The following is a 17,531-nucleotide window of genomic DNA, read 5'->3' as shown; positions in this document are numbered from 1 at the left end:
TCGTCCGGGAGTGCCCCTGGTTTGGATCCATTGGCCGCCAGACCTGCGATGATGTTCTCATCCCTTATTCGCGAAGTTTTTTGCCATGTTGTTGACCCGCCATCTCGATGCCAACGCCACCTTGGTTGCCTTGATTGAGGGGCTTACGCCCTGCGACGGTTTCTCCCCGACCCACCTGCCCGGTGTGCAAGTGCTGCGCGCCAGTTGTGACGTGGCACGCGGGCCGCAGATCTATGAGCCAAGCCTGATGTTCGTGGCCCAAGGCAGCAAAGTCGCCTACCTGGGGCCGCGCACGCTGGAGTATGGCGCCGGGCATTACCTGATCCAGGCCATGCCGGTGCCGTTCGAGTGCGAGACGTTTGCCATGGGCTCCGATGCGCCGTTGTATGGTGTCACGGTGGGCATTGACCGCGTGGTCTTGGGCGAATTGGTGATGGCCATGGGCATTCAGGCCGGGCCGCCGCCCACGGCGCAGACGCTGGAGTCGATGAGTTCGGTGATGCTCGATGATGCGATGCGCGGTGCCGTCGAACGGCTATTGGAGTGTCTGCACGATCCGCTGGAAAGCCGGATCATGGGGCCGGCGCGGGTCCGGGAAGTGTTGTTCACCGCTTTACGAGGTCCGCAGGCGGATGTGTTGCGGGCGCTGGTGGAACAGCAGGGGCAGTTTTCGCGCATTGCCACGTCATTGAATCACCTGCATGCCCATTACGCCGAGCCGCTGAATATCGAGACGCTGGCGGGGTATGCGCACATGAGTGCGTCGACGTTTCATGAGCATTTCAAGCGCTGCACGCTGTTGTCGCCGGTGCAGTACCTGAAGCGTTTGCGCCTGCTCAAGGCCCAGCAGTTGCTGCTGGTGGACGGCATGGGCGTGGCGCAGGCGGCGCATAGCGTGGGGTATCAGAGTACGTCGCAGTTCAGTCGGGAATATAAACGCTATTTCCTGCGTAATCCCGGCGAAGAGCGCGCAGCATAAAAAAGGCTCCCATTTGGGAGCCTTTTTGTTCGAGCCGCGAGCTTACATATTCGGGTAAGTCGGCCCACCCGCGCCTTCCGGCGTAACCCAGGTGATGTTCTGCGAAGGGTCCTTGATGTCACAGGTCTTGCAGTGCACGCAGTTCTGGGCGTTGATCTGGAAGCGCTTCTCGCCGTCTTCCTGGGTGATCACTTCATACACGCCGGCCGGGCAGTAGCGCTGCGCCGGTTCATCGTAGAGCGGCAGGTTGGTGCCGATCGGGATGCTCGCGTCTTTCAGCTTCAAGTGGCACGGCTGTTCTTCTTCATGGTTGGTACCGGAGATGAACACCGAGCTCAGCTTGTCGAAGCTCAGCTTGCCGTCGGGTTTCGGGTAGTCGATCTTCTTGCTGTCCTTGGCCAGCTTGAGGCAGGCATAGTCCGGCTTGGTGTCGTGCAGGGTGAACGGCATCTTGCCGCCCAGGATGTTCTGGTCGAACCAGTTGAAGCCGGCACCGATGATCGGGCCGAACTTGTGCATCGCCGGGCCGAAGTTGCGGCTGGCGAACAGTTCTTCGTACAGCCAGCTGGACTTGAAGCTGTCGACGTAAGCGGTCAGTTCCTCACCGCCCTCGGATTCGGCGAACAGGCGGTCGGCCACGGCGTCGGCGGCGAGCATGCCGGACTTCATCGCGGTGTGGCTGCCCTTGATTTTGGCGAAGTTCAGGGTGCCGAGGTCGCAACCGATCAGCGCGCCGCCCTTGAAGACCATCTTCGGCAGCGAGTTCAGGCCGCCTTTGCAGATGGCACGCGCGCCGTAGCTGATGCGCTTGCCGCCTTCGAGGTACTGGGCCAGCACCGGGTGGTGCTTGAGGCGCTGGAACTCATCGAACGGCGACAGGAAGGTGTTGCTGTAGGACAGGTCGACGATCAGGCCGACGACCACCTGGTTGTTTTCCAGGTGATAGAGGAACGAGCCGCCGGTGTTCTCGGCGCTCATGATGTCCAGCGGCCAGCCGGCGGTGTGCACCACCAGGCCAGGCTGATGTTTGGCCGGGTCGATTTCCCAGATTTCCTTGAGGCCGATGCCGTAGTGCTGGGCGTCGGCGTCGCTGTCCAGGTTGAAACGCTGGATCAACTGCTTGCCGATATGGCCACGGCAACCTTCGGCGAACAGCGTGTATTTGCCACGCAGTTCCATGCCGGGGGTGTAGACGCCTTCTTTCGGGTTGCCTTCGCGGTCGACGCCGAGGTCACCGGTGATGATCCCGCGCACCACGCCGTTTTCGTCGAACAGCGCTTCCTGGGCGGCGAAGCCTGGGTAGACTTCCACACCGAGGTTCTCGGCCTGCTGGGCCAGCCAGCGGCACAGGTTGCCCAGGGAGATGATGTAGTTGCCTTCGTTGTGCATGGTCTTGGGCACAAAGAAGTCAGGGACCTTGGTGGAGGCTTCGGGGCTGCGCAGTACATAGATGTCGTCGCGCACTACCGGGGTGTTGAGCGGGGCACCGAGCTCTTTCCAGTCCGGGAACAGTTCGTTCAGGGCGCGGGGTTCGAACACGGCACCGGAGAGGATATGCGCGCCGACTTCGGAGCCTTTCTCGACCACGCAGACGCTGATTTCCTTACCGGCGTCGGCGGCCTTCTGCTTCAGTCGGCAGGCGGCAGACAGTCCCGCCGGGCCAGCGCCGACGATGACCACGTCGAATTCCATGTATTCGCGTTCCACAGGCTATCTCCTACTCAAGGCTCAACAGGCTTTTTTTTCTAATGGTGGAGGTTCGGTGTTGTCTTGCGGCAACGGCAAGACCCACCTTTCTCTCTAGGTGGCGCATTATATCTACACCACTGGCAGCGTCCAATACAAACGTTTGTTTGAATTGCCCGCAGGCTAGATAAATCAAAGTGGTGCGGCTTATGACTGGCTATTTTGCCGTATTGACCAGAATAGGCGTTCCGGTCAATATACGGTCGGTTTTGCGCTTACCGTAGGCAGACAGCAGGTTTCAAGAGCACGTCCAAAAGCAAGACAGGTGACGCGTGCCCAGACACTGGCGCGCAGTTTACACGCTGCGATAAAGAATGACCTCTCAGTCACCCCTGACGAACGGTCATCATTTCCCGTGAGCAAGGTCGCCGCCTGCGTTTTTGGAGGTGCCCTTGTGTGCCGATGAGCATCAACCGCCAGGTTCGCCTAGGCGACTTTCTTTTCACCGGAGAGTAACGAGGAATCCATGAAGGTTCTTGTAGCTGTCAAACGCGTTGTCGATTACAACGTGAAAGTTCGCGTCAAGGCGGACAATTCCGGCGTCGACCTTGCTAACGTAAAGATGTCGATGAACCCTTTCTGCGAAATCGCTGTGGAAGAAGCCGTACGCCTGAAAGAGAAAGGCGTGGCGACTGAAATCGTCGTGGTTTCCATCGGCCCGACCACTGCTCAAGAGCAGCTGCGTACCGCCCTGGCACTGGGCGCCGACCGCGCCATCCTGGTCGAGTCCGCTGAAGAGCTGACCTCCCTGGCCGTGGCCAAGCTGCTCAAGGCCGTTGTCGACAAGGAACAGCCTCAGCTGGTGATCCTCGGCAAACAGGCGATCGACAGCGACAACAACCAGACTGGCCAGATGCTGGCTGCGCTGACCGGTTACGGCCAGGGCACCTTCGCCTCCAAAGTCGAAGTAAGCGGCGACAGCGTGGCTGTCACCCGTGAAATCGACGGCGGCGCACAGACTGTTTCCCTGAAACTGCCGGCCATCGTCACCACCGACCTGCGTTTGAACGAGCCGCGCTACGCGTCCCTGCCAAACATCATGAAAGCCAAGAAGAAGCCGCTTGAGTCGCTGACTCCGGAAGCTTTGGGCGTTTCCACCGCCTCCACCAACAAGACCGTAAAAGTTGAAGCACCGGCTGCACGCAGCGCGGGCATCAAGGTCAAGTCGGTGGCTGAACTGGTTGAGAAACTGAAAAACGAAGCGAAGGTAATCTAATCATGACTATCTTGGTAATCGCTGAACACGACAACAAGGTGCTGGCCCCGGCCACTCTGAACACCGTGGCTGCCGCTGCGAAAATCGGTGGTGATATCCACGTATTGGTTGCAGGCCAGGGCGCTGGCGCGGTGGCTGAAGCCGCTGCGAAAGTCGCTGGCGTGAGCAAAGTACTGGTCGCCGACAACGCGGCCTACGCTCACCAACTGCCGGAAAACGTTGCGCCTCTGGTTGCAGAGCTTGGTGCTGGCTACAGCCACATCCTGGCTGCCGCCACCTCCAACGGCAAAAACATCCTGCCACGCGTTGCTGCGCAGCTGGACGTTGACCAGATCTCCGAGATCATCTCGGTCGAAAGCGCAGACACCTTCAAGCGCCCGATCTATGCCGGTAACGCTATCGCGACCGTACAGTCCAACGCTTCGGTCAAAGTCATCACCGTGCGTGCCACCGGTTTCGACCCGGTTGCCGCTGAAGGTGGTTCGGCTGCCGTTGAAGCCGTCGCTGCTGCCCACGACGCTGGCACCTCCAGCTTTGTAGGCGAAGAGCTGGCCAAGTCGGACCGTCCTGAGCTGACCGCTGCCAAGATCGTCGTTTCCGGCGGGCGTGGCATGCAGAACGGTGACAACTTCAAGCACCTGTACGCCTTGGCCGACAAGCTGGGCGCTGCGGTCGGCGCTTCCCGCGCGGCCGTCGACGCAGGTTTCGTGCCCAACGACATGCAGGTCGGCCAGACCGGCAAGATCGTTGCGCCACAGCTGTACATCGCCGTCGGTATCTCTGGCGCGATCCAGCACTTGGCCGGTATGAAGGATTCCAAAGTGATCGTTGCGATCAACAAGGACGAAGAAGCACCGATCTTCCAGGTGGCTGATTACGGCCTGGTGGCGGACTTGTTCGAAGCCGTCCCTGAGTTGGAGAAGCTGGTCTAATCCAGTCGCTTCACTTATAAAGAGCCCGGTCCTAGTGACCGGGCTTTTTTTTGACTTGTTGGAGACACACGCCATGGAATTGCGCCCCTGGGCTGTACTGCTGGGCCTCACACTGCTGCCGAGCCTGGCGCTGGCCGCCGGCAAATGCGACCGCCTGGTGATCACCGGCAGCCCGGACGCGCCGCCCCTGCTCTGGCGTGACCCGCAAGACCCCACGCACCTGATCGGCGCCACCGCCGACGTGCTGCAACAGGTGGGCAAGGACCTCGGGTTGAAAATCGACCTGCTCTATGGCGGCAAACGCTCGCTGGCCCTGGATGAGGTGCGCAGCGGGCGCATGGATATCCTTGCCGATGCGCCGCTGAACCTGGGCGAGCTGGAAACCCTCGACTACATCCACCCGGCCCTGGTGCAGTTGGACTATCTGGTGTGGACGCGCAAGGATTCAGCGCTGGTCTACACCACGGCGGCCGACCTGCACGGGCACAAAGGCGCGGTGTCGGAACGTGCGCGCTTGAGTGCCGCCTTCGAAACGTTCGCCGGCCAGCAATTGAGCCTGCAACGCCTGCCGTCCCTGACGCCGGCGTTTCAGAAGCTGCTGCTGGGAGAGGTCGACTATGTCCTCGCCGGGCGTTATTCCGGCATGGCAATGGCACAGACCTTGGGCATGAGCAACGACCTGATCACCCGCGACGTGCCCGTCGATCAGCCGGGCCTGTACCTGGCGATTTCCCACAACTCGGCCTGCAACGATCCGTGGTTGCGCGGACAGCTCGCCAAAAAGATGACAGAATTGCCCGGGTCTGGTGTGACGGAAGCCGCATTGCAGCGCAATCTGGAACGTTGGAAAGCGCAATTGCAACAACCCGTCGGCACCCCAACAAAGTAGGGATTTTCAGTGACTCTTCGACCTCTTTTCGCGGCCCTCGCCGTTGTCGCTCTGGCGGGATGTGCAGCTGATCCTGCGCCGAATGAACAAATTCGCCTCACCCAGCAAGCCCTGGAGCAAGCCAGCGCTGTTGGCGCCAACCCCGATGAATCGCCCGAACTGAAACTGGCCGAAGAGAAATTCGCCCGGGCCAAGTCGAGCATGGCTGACCAGTCCTACAAAAATGCACGCATGCGCTTTGAGCAAGCCGAGTTGGACGCGCGTCTGGCGGAAGCCAAAGTGTTGACCCGCAAGAGCCAGGAGCAGTTGAACGTGCTCAACACCCGCATCACTCGCCTGCGCAAGCAATTGCAGTTGGGGGAAGCCCAATGAGTCCGATGATCCGTGGTTTGGGCTGTGCGCTGCTGTTGGGCACTGCTGTATTGGGCGGTTGTGCCAGCCATCCCGACAGCGAACAGGCCCTGCAACAGGCCGGGAATGACTTCCAGAAGGTCAAGGAAGACGCCAATGTGTTGCGCTTTGCGCCCAAGGACGTGATCCGCGCCGGTGAGTCCCTGGCCCGTGCCGATCGCCTGTCCAGCTACTGGGGCAGCGGTGCCGACGTGGTGCATTACGCCTACTTGAGCCAGCGCTATAGCGCGATTGCCCGCGAACACACCGAACAGGCGCTCAACCAGGAGCGCGGCGCCAAGCTCGAACTGGAGCGCCAGCGCCTGCAGCTGGCGCTGCGTGAAAGCAAGCTGAGCAGCGTGCAGCAGCAGGGTAAATGGCTTGAAGAGCAGATCGCCAGCCTGACCACCACCCAGACCGATCGTGGCCTGGTGATGACCCTGGGCGATGTGCTGTTCGACACCGGTGACGCCGAGCTGAAGAACTCGGCCAACCGCACAGTGCTCAAGATCGTGCAGTTCTTGCAACTGAACCCCAAGCGTGTGGTGCGTATCGAGGGCTACGCCGATAACACCGGCGGCGAGCAGGAAAACCTCAAACTGTCCCGCGACCGCGCGCAGTCGGTGGCTGATGTGCTGGTCGACCTGGGGATCGACGAAAAACGCATCCAGGTGGAAGGGTATGGCGACCAGTACCCGGTGGAGGCCAATGCCTCCGAGCGGGGCAGGGCGCAGAACCGTCGCGTTGAAATCGTCTTCTCTGACGAAAAAGGCCAACTGGGCGCTGCCCGATAGAAGCCTGGAGCCGCTCTGAATGTGGGAGGGGGCTTGCCCCCGATAGCGGTGCATCAGTCAGCAAATCTGTCGCTGACCCACCGTCATCGGGGGCAAGCCCCCTCCCACACTTTTAGGAGTACACCCTTACAGTTTTTACTGTCACTGCAACGCGCGCTCGACTATTGTGGCAACTGTCCCCGTACACTTCTAAACTGTGCCGGTATGTTTCACACAAAAATAAAATACCCGTGAAATCGAGTGCTGCGTCATGACCAATCTGTTGCTTTACCAACGTATCGCCCAGCAACTGGCTGAGGATATCCGGCGCGGTGTCTATCAGCCGGGCGAGCGCGTGCCTTCGGTGCGCAAGATGAGCTCACAGCTGAACGTCAGCCACGCCACCGTGTTGCAGGCCTACGCCAACCTGGAAGACCAGGGGCTGATCCGGGCGCGGCCACAGTCCGGCTATTACGTGCACCAGACGCCAGCACTCACGGCGCCGACGCCGGACATTGCACGGGTCGAGCGCCCAGGGTTGGTCACCCGCAGCAGTATCATTCAACAGGTCTTGGGCGAATCGCGCCGCGAGGGTGTGTTTCCGTTGGGCGCCGCGGTGCCGAGCGTGGACTACCTGCCAGTACGCGCCCTGCACCAGCAATTGGCCAAGGTCACGCGCTTCCAGAGCCCGCGTGCGTTCAGCTACATGTTCAGCCCCGGTTTCGAACCGCTGCGCCGTCAAGTGGCGATCCGCATGCGCGATGCGGGTGTAGTGGTAGACCCGTCCGAAGTGGTGATCACCCACGGTTGTGTCGATGCGTTGCAGATGTCGTTGCGGGTGCTGACGCGGCCTGGCGACCTGATCGCCGCTGAGTCGCCGACCTATTACGGGTTGCTGCAACTCGCCGATCTGTTGGGCCTCAAGGTCATCGAGATTCCCAGCGACCCGTCCACCGGCATGAGCCTGGAAGCCCTGCAGCTGGCGGCCAACCAATGGTCGATCAAGGCCCTGGTGCTGACCACGCGCCTGAGCAACCCGCTGGGCGGCACCATGCCTGAGGAACGGCAGAAACAGTTACTGCGCCTGGCCTCGGACTTCGATATCCAGATTGTCGAAGACGATATCTACGGCGAGCTGATGTTCGAACTGGGCCGCACCAAGGCGCTGAAAGCCTATGACCGCCTGGATCGGGTCATCTATTGCTCCAGCTTTTCCAAGACGCTGTCCCCCGGTGTGCGCATTGGCTGGATGATCGCCGGCAAGTACCAGCAGGAGATCCAGCGCCTGCAGATGTTCAGCACCCACTCCGCGTGCAGTGTCACGCAAATGGGCGTTGCGGCTTATCTGGAAAATGGCGGCTACGACCGGCACCTGCGTTACATCCGCCAGGAGTACCGCAAGAACCTCAGCGCCTTTCAACTGGCCGTGCAGCAGTATTTCCCGGAAGGCACCCAGATGACTCGCCCGACGGGCGGCTTCATCCTGTGGGTCAGTTTGCCTGGAAGGGTCAATACCCAGGAACTGCACGTGCGTGCACTGCAACAGGGCATCAGCATTGCGCCGGGGTTGATCTTCAGTAACACGGAGCAGTTCAACCACTGCATTCGCCTCAACTGCGGCACCCCGTGGAACCGCGAGGCAGAGCGGGCGCTGATGACGTTGGGGATGCTGGCTAACCAGTTGTGCCAGGAAACCGCAGCGGGGCTGTGACGCTCAGAAACGGGACAAATCCTACAGCATGCTCATCACCGTGCTTGTCATGCCACGCACAACAAGCGAGCATATGGGCCTCTGCCGTTAATGCTGTAGGCAATATGACCTGTATTTTTCGCGCTGTTCTGGTAATTGGCCTGTTAAGCCTGTGCAATGTCGGCACAGTGCTGGCGGCAGCGCCTGTGAGCGAAACCAAGCCCGCCGCCAGTAACGAGCAGAAGACCCCCGCGAAAAAACCGGCGCCTGTAAAAAAAGCGCCAGCGGTGAAAAAACCAACTGCTGCCGCCAAAAAACGTGCAGCCAGCAAGTCCAAGGCATCCCGCGAAGTGACGCAGACACAATTGCCACCGGCACAGTTGGACCTGTCCCTGCCGTCGGACATGGTCAGGCACTTGCAGCCTATCGGCACCATGCCCAAACCCAAAAGTGTGCCCTTGCTGCCGCCGATGTTCGGTGAGAAGCCCGCCGACAACAGCGCCTTCCAGATCAACGGCCGCCTGCTCAGCAACGAAATGAAGCTGCAACTGCGCAACGAAGAACGACGCGAAGTGGAAGGCGCCGCGCTGGAGTTCGAGTTCAAGCAGTAAACTTTTCCCGCAAACGTGACGCGTGCCCTCGACCATCTGTCGCAGACTGGCCAGTCACTTTTGTTTTCTGCGAAAAACCCCTGTTAACCCATTTTAAAACGGCTGTTTTAGGGCGTACTCTAGCCCCGCCATCCACATTGAGTCGTCGAGGACCTGCTGGTCATGAATTGCCGTGAAGGCTGTGGCGCTTGCTGCATCGCCCCCTCCATCAGTTCGCCATTACCGGGCATGCCACAGGGCAAACCGGCGGGCGAACGCTGCCTGCACCTGTCGGTCGAACAGCTATGCCTGCTGTTCGGCCAGCCGGAGCGACCGGCGGTGTGCAGTGATTTCAAGGCAGATCTCGAGGTCTGCGGCACCGACCAGGCCGATGCGATCCGCTTGATCGGCTGGTGGGAGCAGATGACGGCGGCTTGATGGGCTTTACTATCGGAACTTCAACAATAAGGAATACAACAATGGGTTCGCTGAAACGAATGGCTGTGTTGTGCGGTTTTACGGTGTTGTTTGCTGCCACTGCCCAGGCTGAGGATTGGCAAGTCGCCAAGGACGAAGACGGTATCAAGGTGTCCCTGAGCGAAATTGCCGGCTCCAAGTACAAGGCGTATCGCGGGGTGACCACGATCAAGGCGCCGGTGGCGAAGATCGTCGCGCTGCAGGAAGACGTAGTCGGTGCGTGCGCCTGGATTCACGAATGCAAGGCCCAGAAGCTGGTCGACAAGAAGGGCGACGAGAGCTGGACCTACACCCAATTCAAAGCGCCGTTCCCCGTGACGGATCGCGATTCCTACCTGCATATCACCACGACCAAGGCCGCTGACGGCACCTTGACTCGTAAACTCGAAGGTGTCCCCACCTACAAGCCTGAAGAAAAAGGCTACGTGCGCGTCGCCCAGGTCGACGGCTTCTGGAAACTGGTGCCCAAAGGCGACAACCAGACCGAAGTCACCTACCAGGTGCATACCGAGCCAGGCGGCAGCGTGCCCTCATGGCTGGCCAACAAGTTCGTGGTGGACGCTCCGTTCAACACCTTGAAAGCCTTGAAGCAACACGCGGAAAAATAACTGCAGCTGATCCGGTGCCTCCGGCCTTGAGTGGAACGTTTGTCCAGCGCTCAAGGTCCAGATATGTGTAAGCCCACACATGGGTTTTATCGAGGAGGCACCGATGCAAACGTGGCAAATTACCTTCGTTGATGATCACGGCGTGCAGTCCGTGGAGCAGTTCACCTGCGAACACAAGCCCAGCCTCGAAGACGCTGCGCACATGATTCGCAACAAGCTGGTGCCCGTCGCCGCCGAACTGGACCTCAATGACCTGGAGGGCCGCAAGCCCGAGCCGACGGTCAAGATCCTCAAAGACCAGAACAGCATCCAGATCCTCGACATCTCTCCCGCCGCCTGAACATTCCCTGTAGTCCATCCAAGCGCCTCTGGTGGAGGTGATAGCTTCGCGCTACTCTGCAAACGAGATCAGCGAATGAATCGCTAGTTCTGGTCTTGTCAGCTACATGCTTGTTTTCCAGCGGTGATGTTGTTGCCGTAGTCCCCACGCCATTGCGGCGTGGGCTTCGGGAAGCACGGAAAGTCTATCCATCAATTTGAGGAGCACTTTTCATGAGCACAGCCTATCAAGAAGACATCAGCACCAACGTTCTGCGCCGCATGAAAGAAGGCGGTTTCGACTTCTCGCGTTTTCACCCCATCGAGTTCTACGCCATTTTTCCGGATGAGGAACGGGCGCGCAGGGCTGCGGGTGAGTTTCGCGGGGAATCCCTGAATGCCCAGGTGAGTGCGCGCGACGATGGCGCCTGGTACCTGGAACTGAGCAAAGTCATGTTTGCGACCTACGACGGCATAGGAGACTTCGAGCAAGACTTCGGGGCGGTGGTCGAGCCGCTGGGCGGGATCATCGAAGGATGGGGCGTGAAGCAGGAGGTGCGTGGGTTACCCATGTAGCGGCAGTTTATGAGCAACACAGCGTATCGGCTGACCTTTGGGTCGGCCGATTTTGTTTGTGCGGTGGGAAAATAACTCGGAACTTGCGCGCTATTTTTACGCACCAAAAAAAAGGCCACCCATGAGGGTGGCCTAAAGGGAAGAGCGGAGCGCTGAAGGCAGTTCAGCAGATGGGGCCGATTATCAGCAGCCTGCGCCGGGCAGTGAAATCAACTCTGACTATGCTGTTGATAGTCAAAGCCCGCATTGTGATGAAGCGTCGGGCGATGCACCGGGCATTCTGCGCACCAGGACGGTGCGAGTAGATTGCGTGGTTAATTCAACTCACTGATTTTCAAGTGTTTATGCCGCTGGCACGGGCCTTGCGATGGTTCTTGCGCCCGGGTGACAAGGAGTTCGGCATGATCCGCACTTATTACGATGAAATGTACGATGGGGCAGGCCAGGTCCGACCGCATTACCGCGAGTTCGCCCGCTGGCTGGCCGAAACCCCGCCTGAACTGCTGGCTCAACGCCGGCGCGAAGCCGATTTGCTGTTTCACCGCGCCGGGATCACTTTTACCCTGTACGGGGACGAGCAGGGCACCGAACGCTTGATTCCCTTCGACACCATCCCCCGCAGCATTCCCGCCAGCGAATGGCGGATTGTCGAGCGCGGCTGCATCCAGCGGGTCAAGGCGCTGAACATGTTTCTCGCCGACCTGTATCACGAGCAGCGCATCATCAAGGCCGGGATCATTCCTGCAGAACAGGTGCTGGCCAACGAGCAATACCAGTTGGCGATGCAGGGCCTGGACCTGCACCGTGACCTGTATTCCCACATCTCCGGCGTCGACCTCGTACGCGATGGCGACGGCACGTACTACGTGCTCGAAGACAACCTGCGTACGCCCAGCGGCGTCAGCTATATGCTCGAAGACCGCAAGATGATGATGCGGCTATTCCCGGAACTGTTCGCTGCCCAGCGCATCGCGCCCATCGATCACTATCCCAACCTGCTGCTCGACACCCTGAAAAGCTCAAGCCCCTTGGATAACCCCAGTGTGGTCGTGCTGACCCCAGGTCGCTTCAACAGCGCGTTCTTCGAACATGCGTTCCTTGCCCGCGAGATGGGCGTGGAACTGGTGGAAGGCGCCGATCTGTTCGTGCGCGACGACCGCGTCTTTATGCGCACCACCGATGGCCCCAAAGCCGTGGACGTGATCTACCGGCGGCTGGATGACGCCTTCCTCGACCCCCTGGCTTTCAACCCGGACTCCATGCTCGGCGTGCCCGGCCTGCTCGCGGCTTATCGCTGCGGCAATGTGGTGCTGGCCAATGCCATCGGCACCGGGGTGGCGGATGACAAGTCGGTGTATCCCTTCGTCACCGAGATGATCCGTTTTTACCTGGATGAAGAACCGATCCTGAAGAATGTTCCGACCTTCCAGTGTCGTAAACCGGACGAGCTATCCCACGTACTCGCCAACCTGCCCGACCTGGTGGTGAAGGAAACCCAGGGTTCCGGCGGTTACGGCATGTTGGTAGGCCCGGCGTCCACGACGGCGGAAATCGACGCCTTCCGAGCGCGGATCAAGGCCAAGCCCCACGCCTATATCGCCCAGCCGACCCTGTGTTTGTCCACCTGCCCGACCTTTGTCGAAAACGGCATTGCGCCGCGCCATATCGACCTGCGCCCGTTTGTGTTGTCCGGCAAGGAGACCCGTGTAGTCCCTGGCGGCCTGACCCGCGTGGCCTTGCGCGAAGGCTCGCTGGTGGTCAACTCGTCCCAGGGCGGCGGCACCAAAGACACTTGGGTGGTCGAGGACTGATGCCATGTTGAGTAGAACTGCCTCGGATCTGTACTGGATGTCGCGCTACCTGGAGCGTGCGGAAAACCTCGCACGCATGCTCGACGTCAGCTACTCGCTGTCATTGATGCCCCAGGATGGGCGCGGCGACGGCCTGCATGAACTGGCCATGCCGCTGTTGATTACCGGCACCCTGGACGATTACCACGAACGTCACGGCGAGCTGCACGCCGAACGCCTGTTGCACTTTTTTGCGCTGGACGCGGCCAACCCGGCCAGCATCTACAGTTGTCTCGGCGCCGCGCGGGCCAGCGCCCATGCGGTGCGTGGACGAATTACCGCGGATATGTGGGAAAACATCAACGCCACCTGGCTGGATATTCGTGATATCGCCCAGCAGGGCCTCAGCCGTTATGGTATGAGCCGGTTCTGTGAGTGGGTCAAGGAGCGCTCCCATCTGTTCCGTGGTGCCACTTACGGCACCATCATGCGCAACGATGCTTTCCGATTTATTCGCCTGGGCACCTTTATCGAACGGGCCGACAACACGCTGCGCCTGCTGGACGCCCGCTATGAGATGGCCGGTGACCGCGCCGAGGCTGTCACCGATGGCACGGCCCACGCCTACTATCAATGGAGCGCCTTGCTGCGCGCCTTGTCGTCGTTCGAGGCCTACACCGAGATTTATCGCGATGCGCCCGGCGCGCGGCAAGTCGCCGAATTGCTGCTGTTGCGCGCCGATGTGCCACGCTCACTGCGGGCCTGCAGCGAAGAGATCGACCAGATCCTCGCCAGTCTGCCTGGCATCAACGGCCGCCCGGCCCAGCGCCTGGCCGCCGAGATGGACGCGCGCCTGCGCTTTACCGCCATCGATGAAATCCTCGAGGAAGGCCTGCACGCCTGGCTGACCGACTTTATCCCCTTGGTCCGCCAGTTGGGCGACGCCATCTACAGTTCCTACCTGGAGGCGGCATGAGACTCTCCATCAGCCACGAAACCACCTACCACTATGAAGACCAGGTGCGCGCGAGCATCCAATACCTGCGCCTCACGCCCCATGACAGTGAGCGTCAGCACGTGCTCAGCTGGCAGCTCGACCTGCCACGCCCGGTGCGCGCCCAGGTGGACCCGTTCGGCAACATCCTGCATGTGCTGACCTTGGACGAGCCCCACGACGCCATCATCATTGGCGCGCGTGGCCAGGTGGACATCGATGAGTTGCGCGAGGCCGAGCACGAAAGCCAATCGGCGTTCCCGTTCCTGCGTTGCACGCGCCTGACCGAACCTGATGAAGCCCTGCGCGGTTTTGCCCAACAGCACTGCCATCAACGGCGCGACCGCACGGCGTTGGTCGACCTGATGCACGCGCTTAACCAGGCGATGGTCTACACGCCCGGCGCGACCGAGGTCGACACCTGCGCCGCCCAGGCCTTCGCCGGCCGTGCGGGCGTGTGTCAGGACCACACCCACGCGTTCCTGGCCTGTGCACGCAGCCTGGGCATTCCTGCGAGGTATGTGTCGGGGTATTTGTATACCGAGGACAGCACGCACCTGGCTAGCCACGCCTGGGCCGAAGCCTGGCTGGATGACGGCTGGTACAGCTTTGACGTGACCAACCAGCTCTCACGTCCGGAGCGGCACTTGAAGCTGGCGGTGGGGCTGGATTACCTCGATGCTTGCCCGGTGCGCGGCATGCGCCGGGGCGGGGGGCATGAGCAGATGCATGCGAAGGTGTTCGTGGCGCCGACGCCGGTGATTTCCGTCCAGCAGCAATGATTCGGTTGCGGCGAGCGGGGTGTTGTGGCTGGCGGACTTGTTGTGGTGAGCAGATTTGTTGTGGTGAGCGGGGCAAGCCCGCTCACCACAACGCGTTCACCACCGGATGTTTAAGGTTGCTGTTTGCGCCCGGCCATATGCTTCAAATACCCCACCAATAAATCCAGTTCACCGTCCGGCAACACACTGGCCGCAAACGCCGGCATCTTCGCCTGTGGCCAATGCCGCAAACTCTGCGGGTCGCGGATATAGCGCTTGAGGAAATCACCGCCAAAATACTCGGTGGGGTTGTAGGGGATATTCAAGTCCGGTCCCACCTGGGCGTCTCCGGAGCCATTGAGGCGGTGGCAGGCCAGGCAGTTTTTCTGGAACAGGGCAAAACCCTGGTTGATCGGGTCGTTGGCCGCCAGCTTCGGATCCGGCAACAACGCCGGAAAGCGCTCCGCCACCGTCTTCAACTGCTTGATCGCGGAAATCTGGAAAGGCCACTGCTCAGGGCTGATAGCCCCGGCTTGCGGGTCGGTCCATACCAGGTAGAACGGCCCGGCACTGGGTTTTCCCTCCGCCAGTGCCGGCCAGGGTTGAGCAGGATCCTCCACCGCCAGCCAAGCACGTGCACCCTGTTGTTCCAGCAACGGCGCGGCGGTGAGTTCGGCGGCGAATCCATCCAGGGCAACCGCTTGCAGATGGCTCTCAGGTTTCAAACCCGTTAGGAGTACGGACAGCGGCACTGCGCGATAACTCATGCTGCGCTTGTAGGAAACGTCATCGACGATCTGCACCGTCTGCGCTTGCGGGTGCTTGAGCAAGTCGGCGGTCTGCCAGGTCTTGCGGGAATGGTCGAGTTCGATGGTCAATTGCGCGGCCGAGACGGGGAGGCCGATGAACAAGGCGAGGAGGGCAAGGATGGCTTTCAAGGCGCAGGCTCGAATCAAAGGGCTGTTCAAGCTAACGATACCGGAAATCGGCGCGCAAAAAGACAGCCCCTGCCGGACCGCTATGCGCAATGTCCTGGCAGGCGCTGCCAAAAGCTGCAGACCCGGTGCTGTGAATGCACGGAATGTGGGCGTGGAGGGGTCACCCAATAACCTTGGTTAAATTGGGCAAGATCAGAATCAGTGTGGTGGCGAACAGAATGAGTCCCGCCTGACGTACTTTCGAATGTTTGAACATGGCTGACTGCCTTTTGTTGTTATTCCTGAGCGTCAAATGCGTGCCGGTCTTATTTCAGTATGGCGAGATGACGTGTCGCTTTTCTTACAGTTGCTCCAGCAAAACCCGGCAGCAACTTCTTACTGATTCAACCTTAGAGCCCTCGTTCTTCACGGCTTAGACTCATTTCATATCAACTAATCAGAATTTCAGCTTAAAAAGGCATGAGGCATATCGCCATCTTGGCGCCAATGCCTTGGCTAGACAGCTAAAACGATTAATCAGGTGATTAGCTTAGGTGCCTACCGTTCGTCCGAGCGAGGGGGTCAAAAGCAATGAGCGCATCCGTCATTGAAACCGTGTCAATCGGGCCTAAGGTAGGGGCATACATGCACACTGGTTCGAGGACGTCATGACCCAAGCGTTGATCTTTGATGCGATACGCACCCCCCGTGGCAAAGGCAAGGCGGACGGTGCCCTGCACAGCGTCAAGCCGGTGAACCTGGTGGCCGGCCTGCTCATGGCGCTGGCCCGGCGCAGTGACTTAGACACCCACCAGGTGGACGACATCGTGCTCGGCTGCGTGACCCCGGTAGGCGACCAGGGCGCCGACATCGCCAAGACCGCCGCGCTGGTGGCGGACTGGGACATCAGTGTCGCCGGGGTCCAGGTCAACCGCTTCTGCGCGTCGGGCCTGGAAGCGGTCAACCTGGGGGCGATGAAAGTCCGCTCCGGCTTCGAGGACCTGGTGGTGGTCGGCGGTGTCGAGTCCATGTCCCGCGTGCCCATGGGCAGTGACGGTGGCGCCTGGGTGCTCGACCCGCAGACCAATATGCACAGTCACTTCACCCCACAGGGCATTGGCGCGGACCTGATCGCCACCCTGGAAGGTTTCACCCGCGAGGACGTCGACGCCTTTGCCCTGCATTCCCAGCAGAAAGCGGCGAGGGCGCGTGCGAAGGGTTCCTTCAACAAGTCGCTGATCGCGGTGCAGGACCAGAATGGCATCGTGCTGCTGGACCATGACGAATTCATTCGCGGCGACTCCACCCTTGAAGGCCTCGGCAAGCTCAAGCCGAGTTTCGAAATGATCGGGCAGATGGGCTTCGATGCCACCGCGTTGCGTGTCTACAGCCACGTAGAACGCATCCATCACGTACACACCCCCGGCAACAGTTCCGGCATCGTCGATGGGGCCGCGCTGATGTTGATCGGCTCCGAAGCCAAGGGGCGCGAGCTGGGGCTGCAACCCCGGGCGCGTATCGTCGCCACAGCGGTCACCAGCACGGACCCGACCATCATGCTCACCGGCCCTGCGCCCGCCACGCGCAAGGCCCTGGCCAAGGCCGGACTGCGCGTTGAAGACATCGACCTGTTCGAGGTCAACGAAGCGTTTGCCTCGGTGGTGCTCAAGTTCATAAAGGACATGGGCATCGACGCCGCACGCGTGAACGTCAACGGCGGCTCGATTGCCATGGGCCACCCGCTGGGGGCGACCGGCTGCGCGATCCTCGGCACCCTGCTCGACGAACTGGAAGTACGCCAGCAGCGCTATGGCCTGGCCACCCTGTGTGTCGGCGGTGGCATGGGCATCGCCACCATTATCGAACGCCTCTGAGCCCAAGGAAC

Annotated in this window: 18 protein-coding genes; 16 read left to right on the top strand and 2 right to left on the bottom strand. The window is 60.5% G+C overall.

All coding sequences use genetic code 11. From position 1 onward, the window contains the following. The first annotated feature begins 85 nt into the window (after positions 1–85). On the top strand, positions 86–979 hold the full coding sequence (locus ACZ445_RS23005) for an AraC family transcriptional regulator (protein ID WP_071491451.1): 894 nt from the start codon (positions 86–88) through the stop codon (positions 977–979). Positions 980–1,021: 42 nt separating this feature from the next. Here the strand turns inward: ACZ445_RS23005 and ACZ445_RS23000 are convergent, their stop codons facing one another. Further along, positions 1,022–2,686 carry a 4Fe-4S dicluster domain-containing protein gene (locus ACZ445_RS23000; protein WP_179040854.1) on the bottom strand — a complete coding sequence of 555 codons (1,665 nt, stop codon included), beginning with the start codon at positions 2,684–2,686 and terminating at the stop codon, positions 1,022–1,024. 505 nt (positions 2,687–3,191) lie between these two features. On the opposite strand from ACZ445_RS23000, the gene ACZ445_RS22995 reads away from it, so the two are divergent. The 14 genes from ACZ445_RS22995 to ACZ445_RS22930 all read left to right on the top strand — a co-directional run bounded on the left by ACZ445_RS22995 (position 3,192) and on the right by ACZ445_RS22930 (position 14,750). Continuing rightward, entirely contained in the window at positions 3,192–3,941 is a 750-nt protein-coding gene (locus tag ACZ445_RS22995) for an electron transfer flavoprotein subunit beta/FixA family protein (protein WP_057009251.1), read from the top strand. A 2-nt stretch (positions 3,942–3,943) separates the two neighbouring features. Continuing rightward, on the top strand, positions 3,944–4,873 hold the full coding sequence (locus ACZ445_RS22990) for an electron transfer flavoprotein subunit alpha/FixB family protein (protein ID WP_058427425.1): 930 nt from the start codon (positions 3,944–3,946) through the stop codon (positions 4,871–4,873). Positions 4,874–4,946: 73 nt separating this feature from the next. Beyond that, entirely contained in the window at positions 4,947–5,762 is an 816-nt protein-coding gene (locus tag ACZ445_RS22985) for a substrate-binding periplasmic protein (protein ID WP_058427424.1), read from the top strand. A gap of 9 nt (positions 5,763–5,771) precedes the next feature. Continuing rightward, complete coding sequence (locus ACZ445_RS22980) at positions 5,772–6,134, top strand: DUF4398 domain-containing protein (protein ID WP_058427423.1); 363 nt, start codon at positions 5,772–5,774, stop codon at positions 6,132–6,134. Then, the gene (locus tag ACZ445_RS22975) at positions 6,131–6,946 is read left to right on the top strand and encodes an OmpA family protein (protein ID WP_058427422.1); all 816 of its coding nucleotides are present in this window, start codon (positions 6,131–6,133) and stop codon (positions 6,944–6,946) included. The genes ACZ445_RS22980 and ACZ445_RS22975 overlap by 4 nt, the downstream gene beginning before the upstream one ends. Positions 6,947–7,196: 250 nt before the next feature. After that, complete coding sequence (locus ACZ445_RS22970; protein WP_058427421.1) at positions 7,197–8,636, top strand: aminotransferase-like domain-containing protein; 1,440 nt, start codon at positions 7,197–7,199, stop codon at positions 8,634–8,636. A gap of 104 nt (positions 8,637–8,740) precedes the next feature. Then, positions 8,741–9,226: a hypothetical protein gene (locus ACZ445_RS22965; RefSeq protein WP_058427420.1), complete on the top strand. Its 486-nt coding sequence runs from the start codon at positions 8,741–8,743 to the stop codon at positions 9,224–9,226. Positions 9,227–9,388: 162 nt separating this feature from the next. Beyond that, entirely contained in the window at positions 9,389–9,643 is a 255-nt protein-coding gene (locus ACZ445_RS22960) for a YkgJ family cysteine cluster protein (protein ID WP_071491547.1), read from the top strand. 41 nt (positions 9,644–9,684) lie between these two features. Next, the gene (locus ACZ445_RS22955) at positions 9,685–10,290 is read left to right on the top strand and encodes an START domain-containing protein (RefSeq protein WP_058427418.1); all 606 of its coding nucleotides are present in this window, start codon (positions 9,685–9,687) and stop codon (positions 10,288–10,290) included. 103 nt (positions 10,291–10,393) lie between these two features. Then, positions 10,394–10,630, top strand: coding sequence for a hypothetical protein (locus tag ACZ445_RS22950; protein WP_058427417.1), 237 nt, complete (start codon positions 10,394–10,396; stop codon positions 10,628–10,630). A 212-nt stretch (positions 10,631–10,842) separates the two neighbouring features. Then, entirely contained in the window at positions 10,843–11,184 is a 342-nt protein-coding gene (locus tag ACZ445_RS22945) for a ribonuclease E inhibitor RraB (RefSeq protein WP_058427416.1), read from the top strand. A gap of 401 nt (positions 11,185–11,585) precedes the next feature. Further along, positions 11,586–12,995, top strand: coding sequence for a circularly permuted type 2 ATP-grasp protein (locus ACZ445_RS22940; RefSeq protein WP_058427415.1), 1,410 nt, complete (start codon positions 11,586–11,588; stop codon positions 12,993–12,995). Positions 12,996–12,999: 4 nt separating this feature from the next. Then, positions 13,000–13,950, top strand: a complete 951-nt coding sequence (locus ACZ445_RS22935; RefSeq protein ID WP_058427414.1) for an alpha-E domain-containing protein — start codon at positions 13,000–13,002, stop codon at positions 13,948–13,950. Further along, on the top strand, positions 13,947–14,750 hold the full coding sequence (locus ACZ445_RS22930) for a transglutaminase family protein (RefSeq protein WP_058427413.1): 804 nt from the start codon (positions 13,947–13,949) through the stop codon (positions 14,748–14,750). The genes ACZ445_RS22935 and ACZ445_RS22930 overlap by 4 nt, the downstream gene beginning before the upstream one ends. Before the next feature lie 110 nt (positions 14,751–14,860). Here the strand turns inward: ACZ445_RS22930 and ACZ445_RS22925 are convergent, their stop codons facing one another. Next, a complete protein-coding gene (locus tag ACZ445_RS22925; RefSeq protein WP_464707618.1) occupies positions 14,861–15,667 on the bottom strand; it encodes a c-type cytochrome in 807 nt (268 codons plus the stop codon). Between the two features lie 647 nt (positions 15,668–16,314). Here ACZ445_RS22925 and ACZ445_RS22920 point away from each other — a divergent pair. Continuing rightward, complete coding sequence (locus ACZ445_RS22920) at positions 16,315–17,520, top strand: acetyl-CoA C-acetyltransferase (protein ID WP_464707617.1); 1,206 nt, start codon at positions 16,315–16,317, stop codon at positions 17,518–17,520. Positions 17,521–17,531: the final 11 nt, after the last annotated feature.

Source organism: Pseudomonas allii, from assembly GCF_055380095.1.
The sequence above is the reverse complement of the archived record's forward strand: the minus strand, read 5'-3'. Positions and strand labels throughout refer to the sequence as shown.

Excerpts from the sequence above, each read along its gene's own strand:
- ACZ445_RS23005 (WP_071491451.1), top strand. The coding sequence starts at position 86 with ATGTTGTTGACCCGCCATCTCGATGCCAACGCCACCTTGGTTGCCTTG.
- ACZ445_RS22995 (WP_057009251.1), top strand. The coding sequence starts at position 3,192 with ATGAAGGTTCTTGTAGCTGTCAAACGCGTTGTCGATTACAACGTGAAA.
- ACZ445_RS22990 (WP_058427425.1), top strand. The coding sequence starts at position 3,944 with ATGACTATCTTGGTAATCGCTGAACACGACAACAAGGTGCTGGCCCCG.
- ACZ445_RS22985 (WP_058427424.1), top strand. The coding sequence starts at position 4,947 with ATGGAATTGCGCCCCTGGGCTGTACTGCTGGGCCTCACACTGCTGCCG.
- ACZ445_RS22975 (WP_058427422.1), top strand. The coding sequence starts at position 6,131 with ATGAGTCCGATGATCCGTGGTTTGGGCTGTGCGCTGCTGTTGGGCACT.
- ACZ445_RS22970 (WP_058427421.1), top strand. The coding sequence starts at position 7,197 with ATGACCAATCTGTTGCTTTACCAACGTATCGCCCAGCAACTGGCTGAG.
- ACZ445_RS22965 (WP_058427420.1), top strand. The coding sequence starts at position 8,741 with ATGACCTGTATTTTTCGCGCTGTTCTGGTAATTGGCCTGTTAAGCCTG.
- ACZ445_RS22960 (WP_071491547.1), top strand. The coding sequence starts at position 9,389 with ATGAATTGCCGTGAAGGCTGTGGCGCTTGCTGCATCGCCCCCTCCATC.
- ACZ445_RS22955 (WP_058427418.1), top strand. The coding sequence starts at position 9,685 with ATGGGTTCGCTGAAACGAATGGCTGTGTTGTGCGGTTTTACGGTGTTG.
- ACZ445_RS22950 (WP_058427417.1), top strand. The coding sequence starts at position 10,394 with ATGCAAACGTGGCAAATTACCTTCGTTGATGATCACGGCGTGCAGTCC.
- ACZ445_RS22945 (WP_058427416.1), top strand. The coding sequence starts at position 10,843 with ATGAGCACAGCCTATCAAGAAGACATCAGCACCAACGTTCTGCGCCGC.
- ACZ445_RS22940 (WP_058427415.1), top strand. The coding sequence starts at position 11,586 with ATGATCCGCACTTATTACGATGAAATGTACGATGGGGCAGGCCAGGTC.
- ACZ445_RS22935 (WP_058427414.1), top strand. The coding sequence starts at position 13,000 with ATGTTGAGTAGAACTGCCTCGGATCTGTACTGGATGTCGCGCTACCTG.
- ACZ445_RS22930 (WP_058427413.1), top strand. The coding sequence starts at position 13,947 with ATGAGACTCTCCATCAGCCACGAAACCACCTACCACTATGAAGACCAG.
- ACZ445_RS22920 (WP_464707617.1), top strand. The coding sequence starts at position 16,315 with ATGACCCAAGCGTTGATCTTTGATGCGATACGCACCCCCCGTGGCAAA.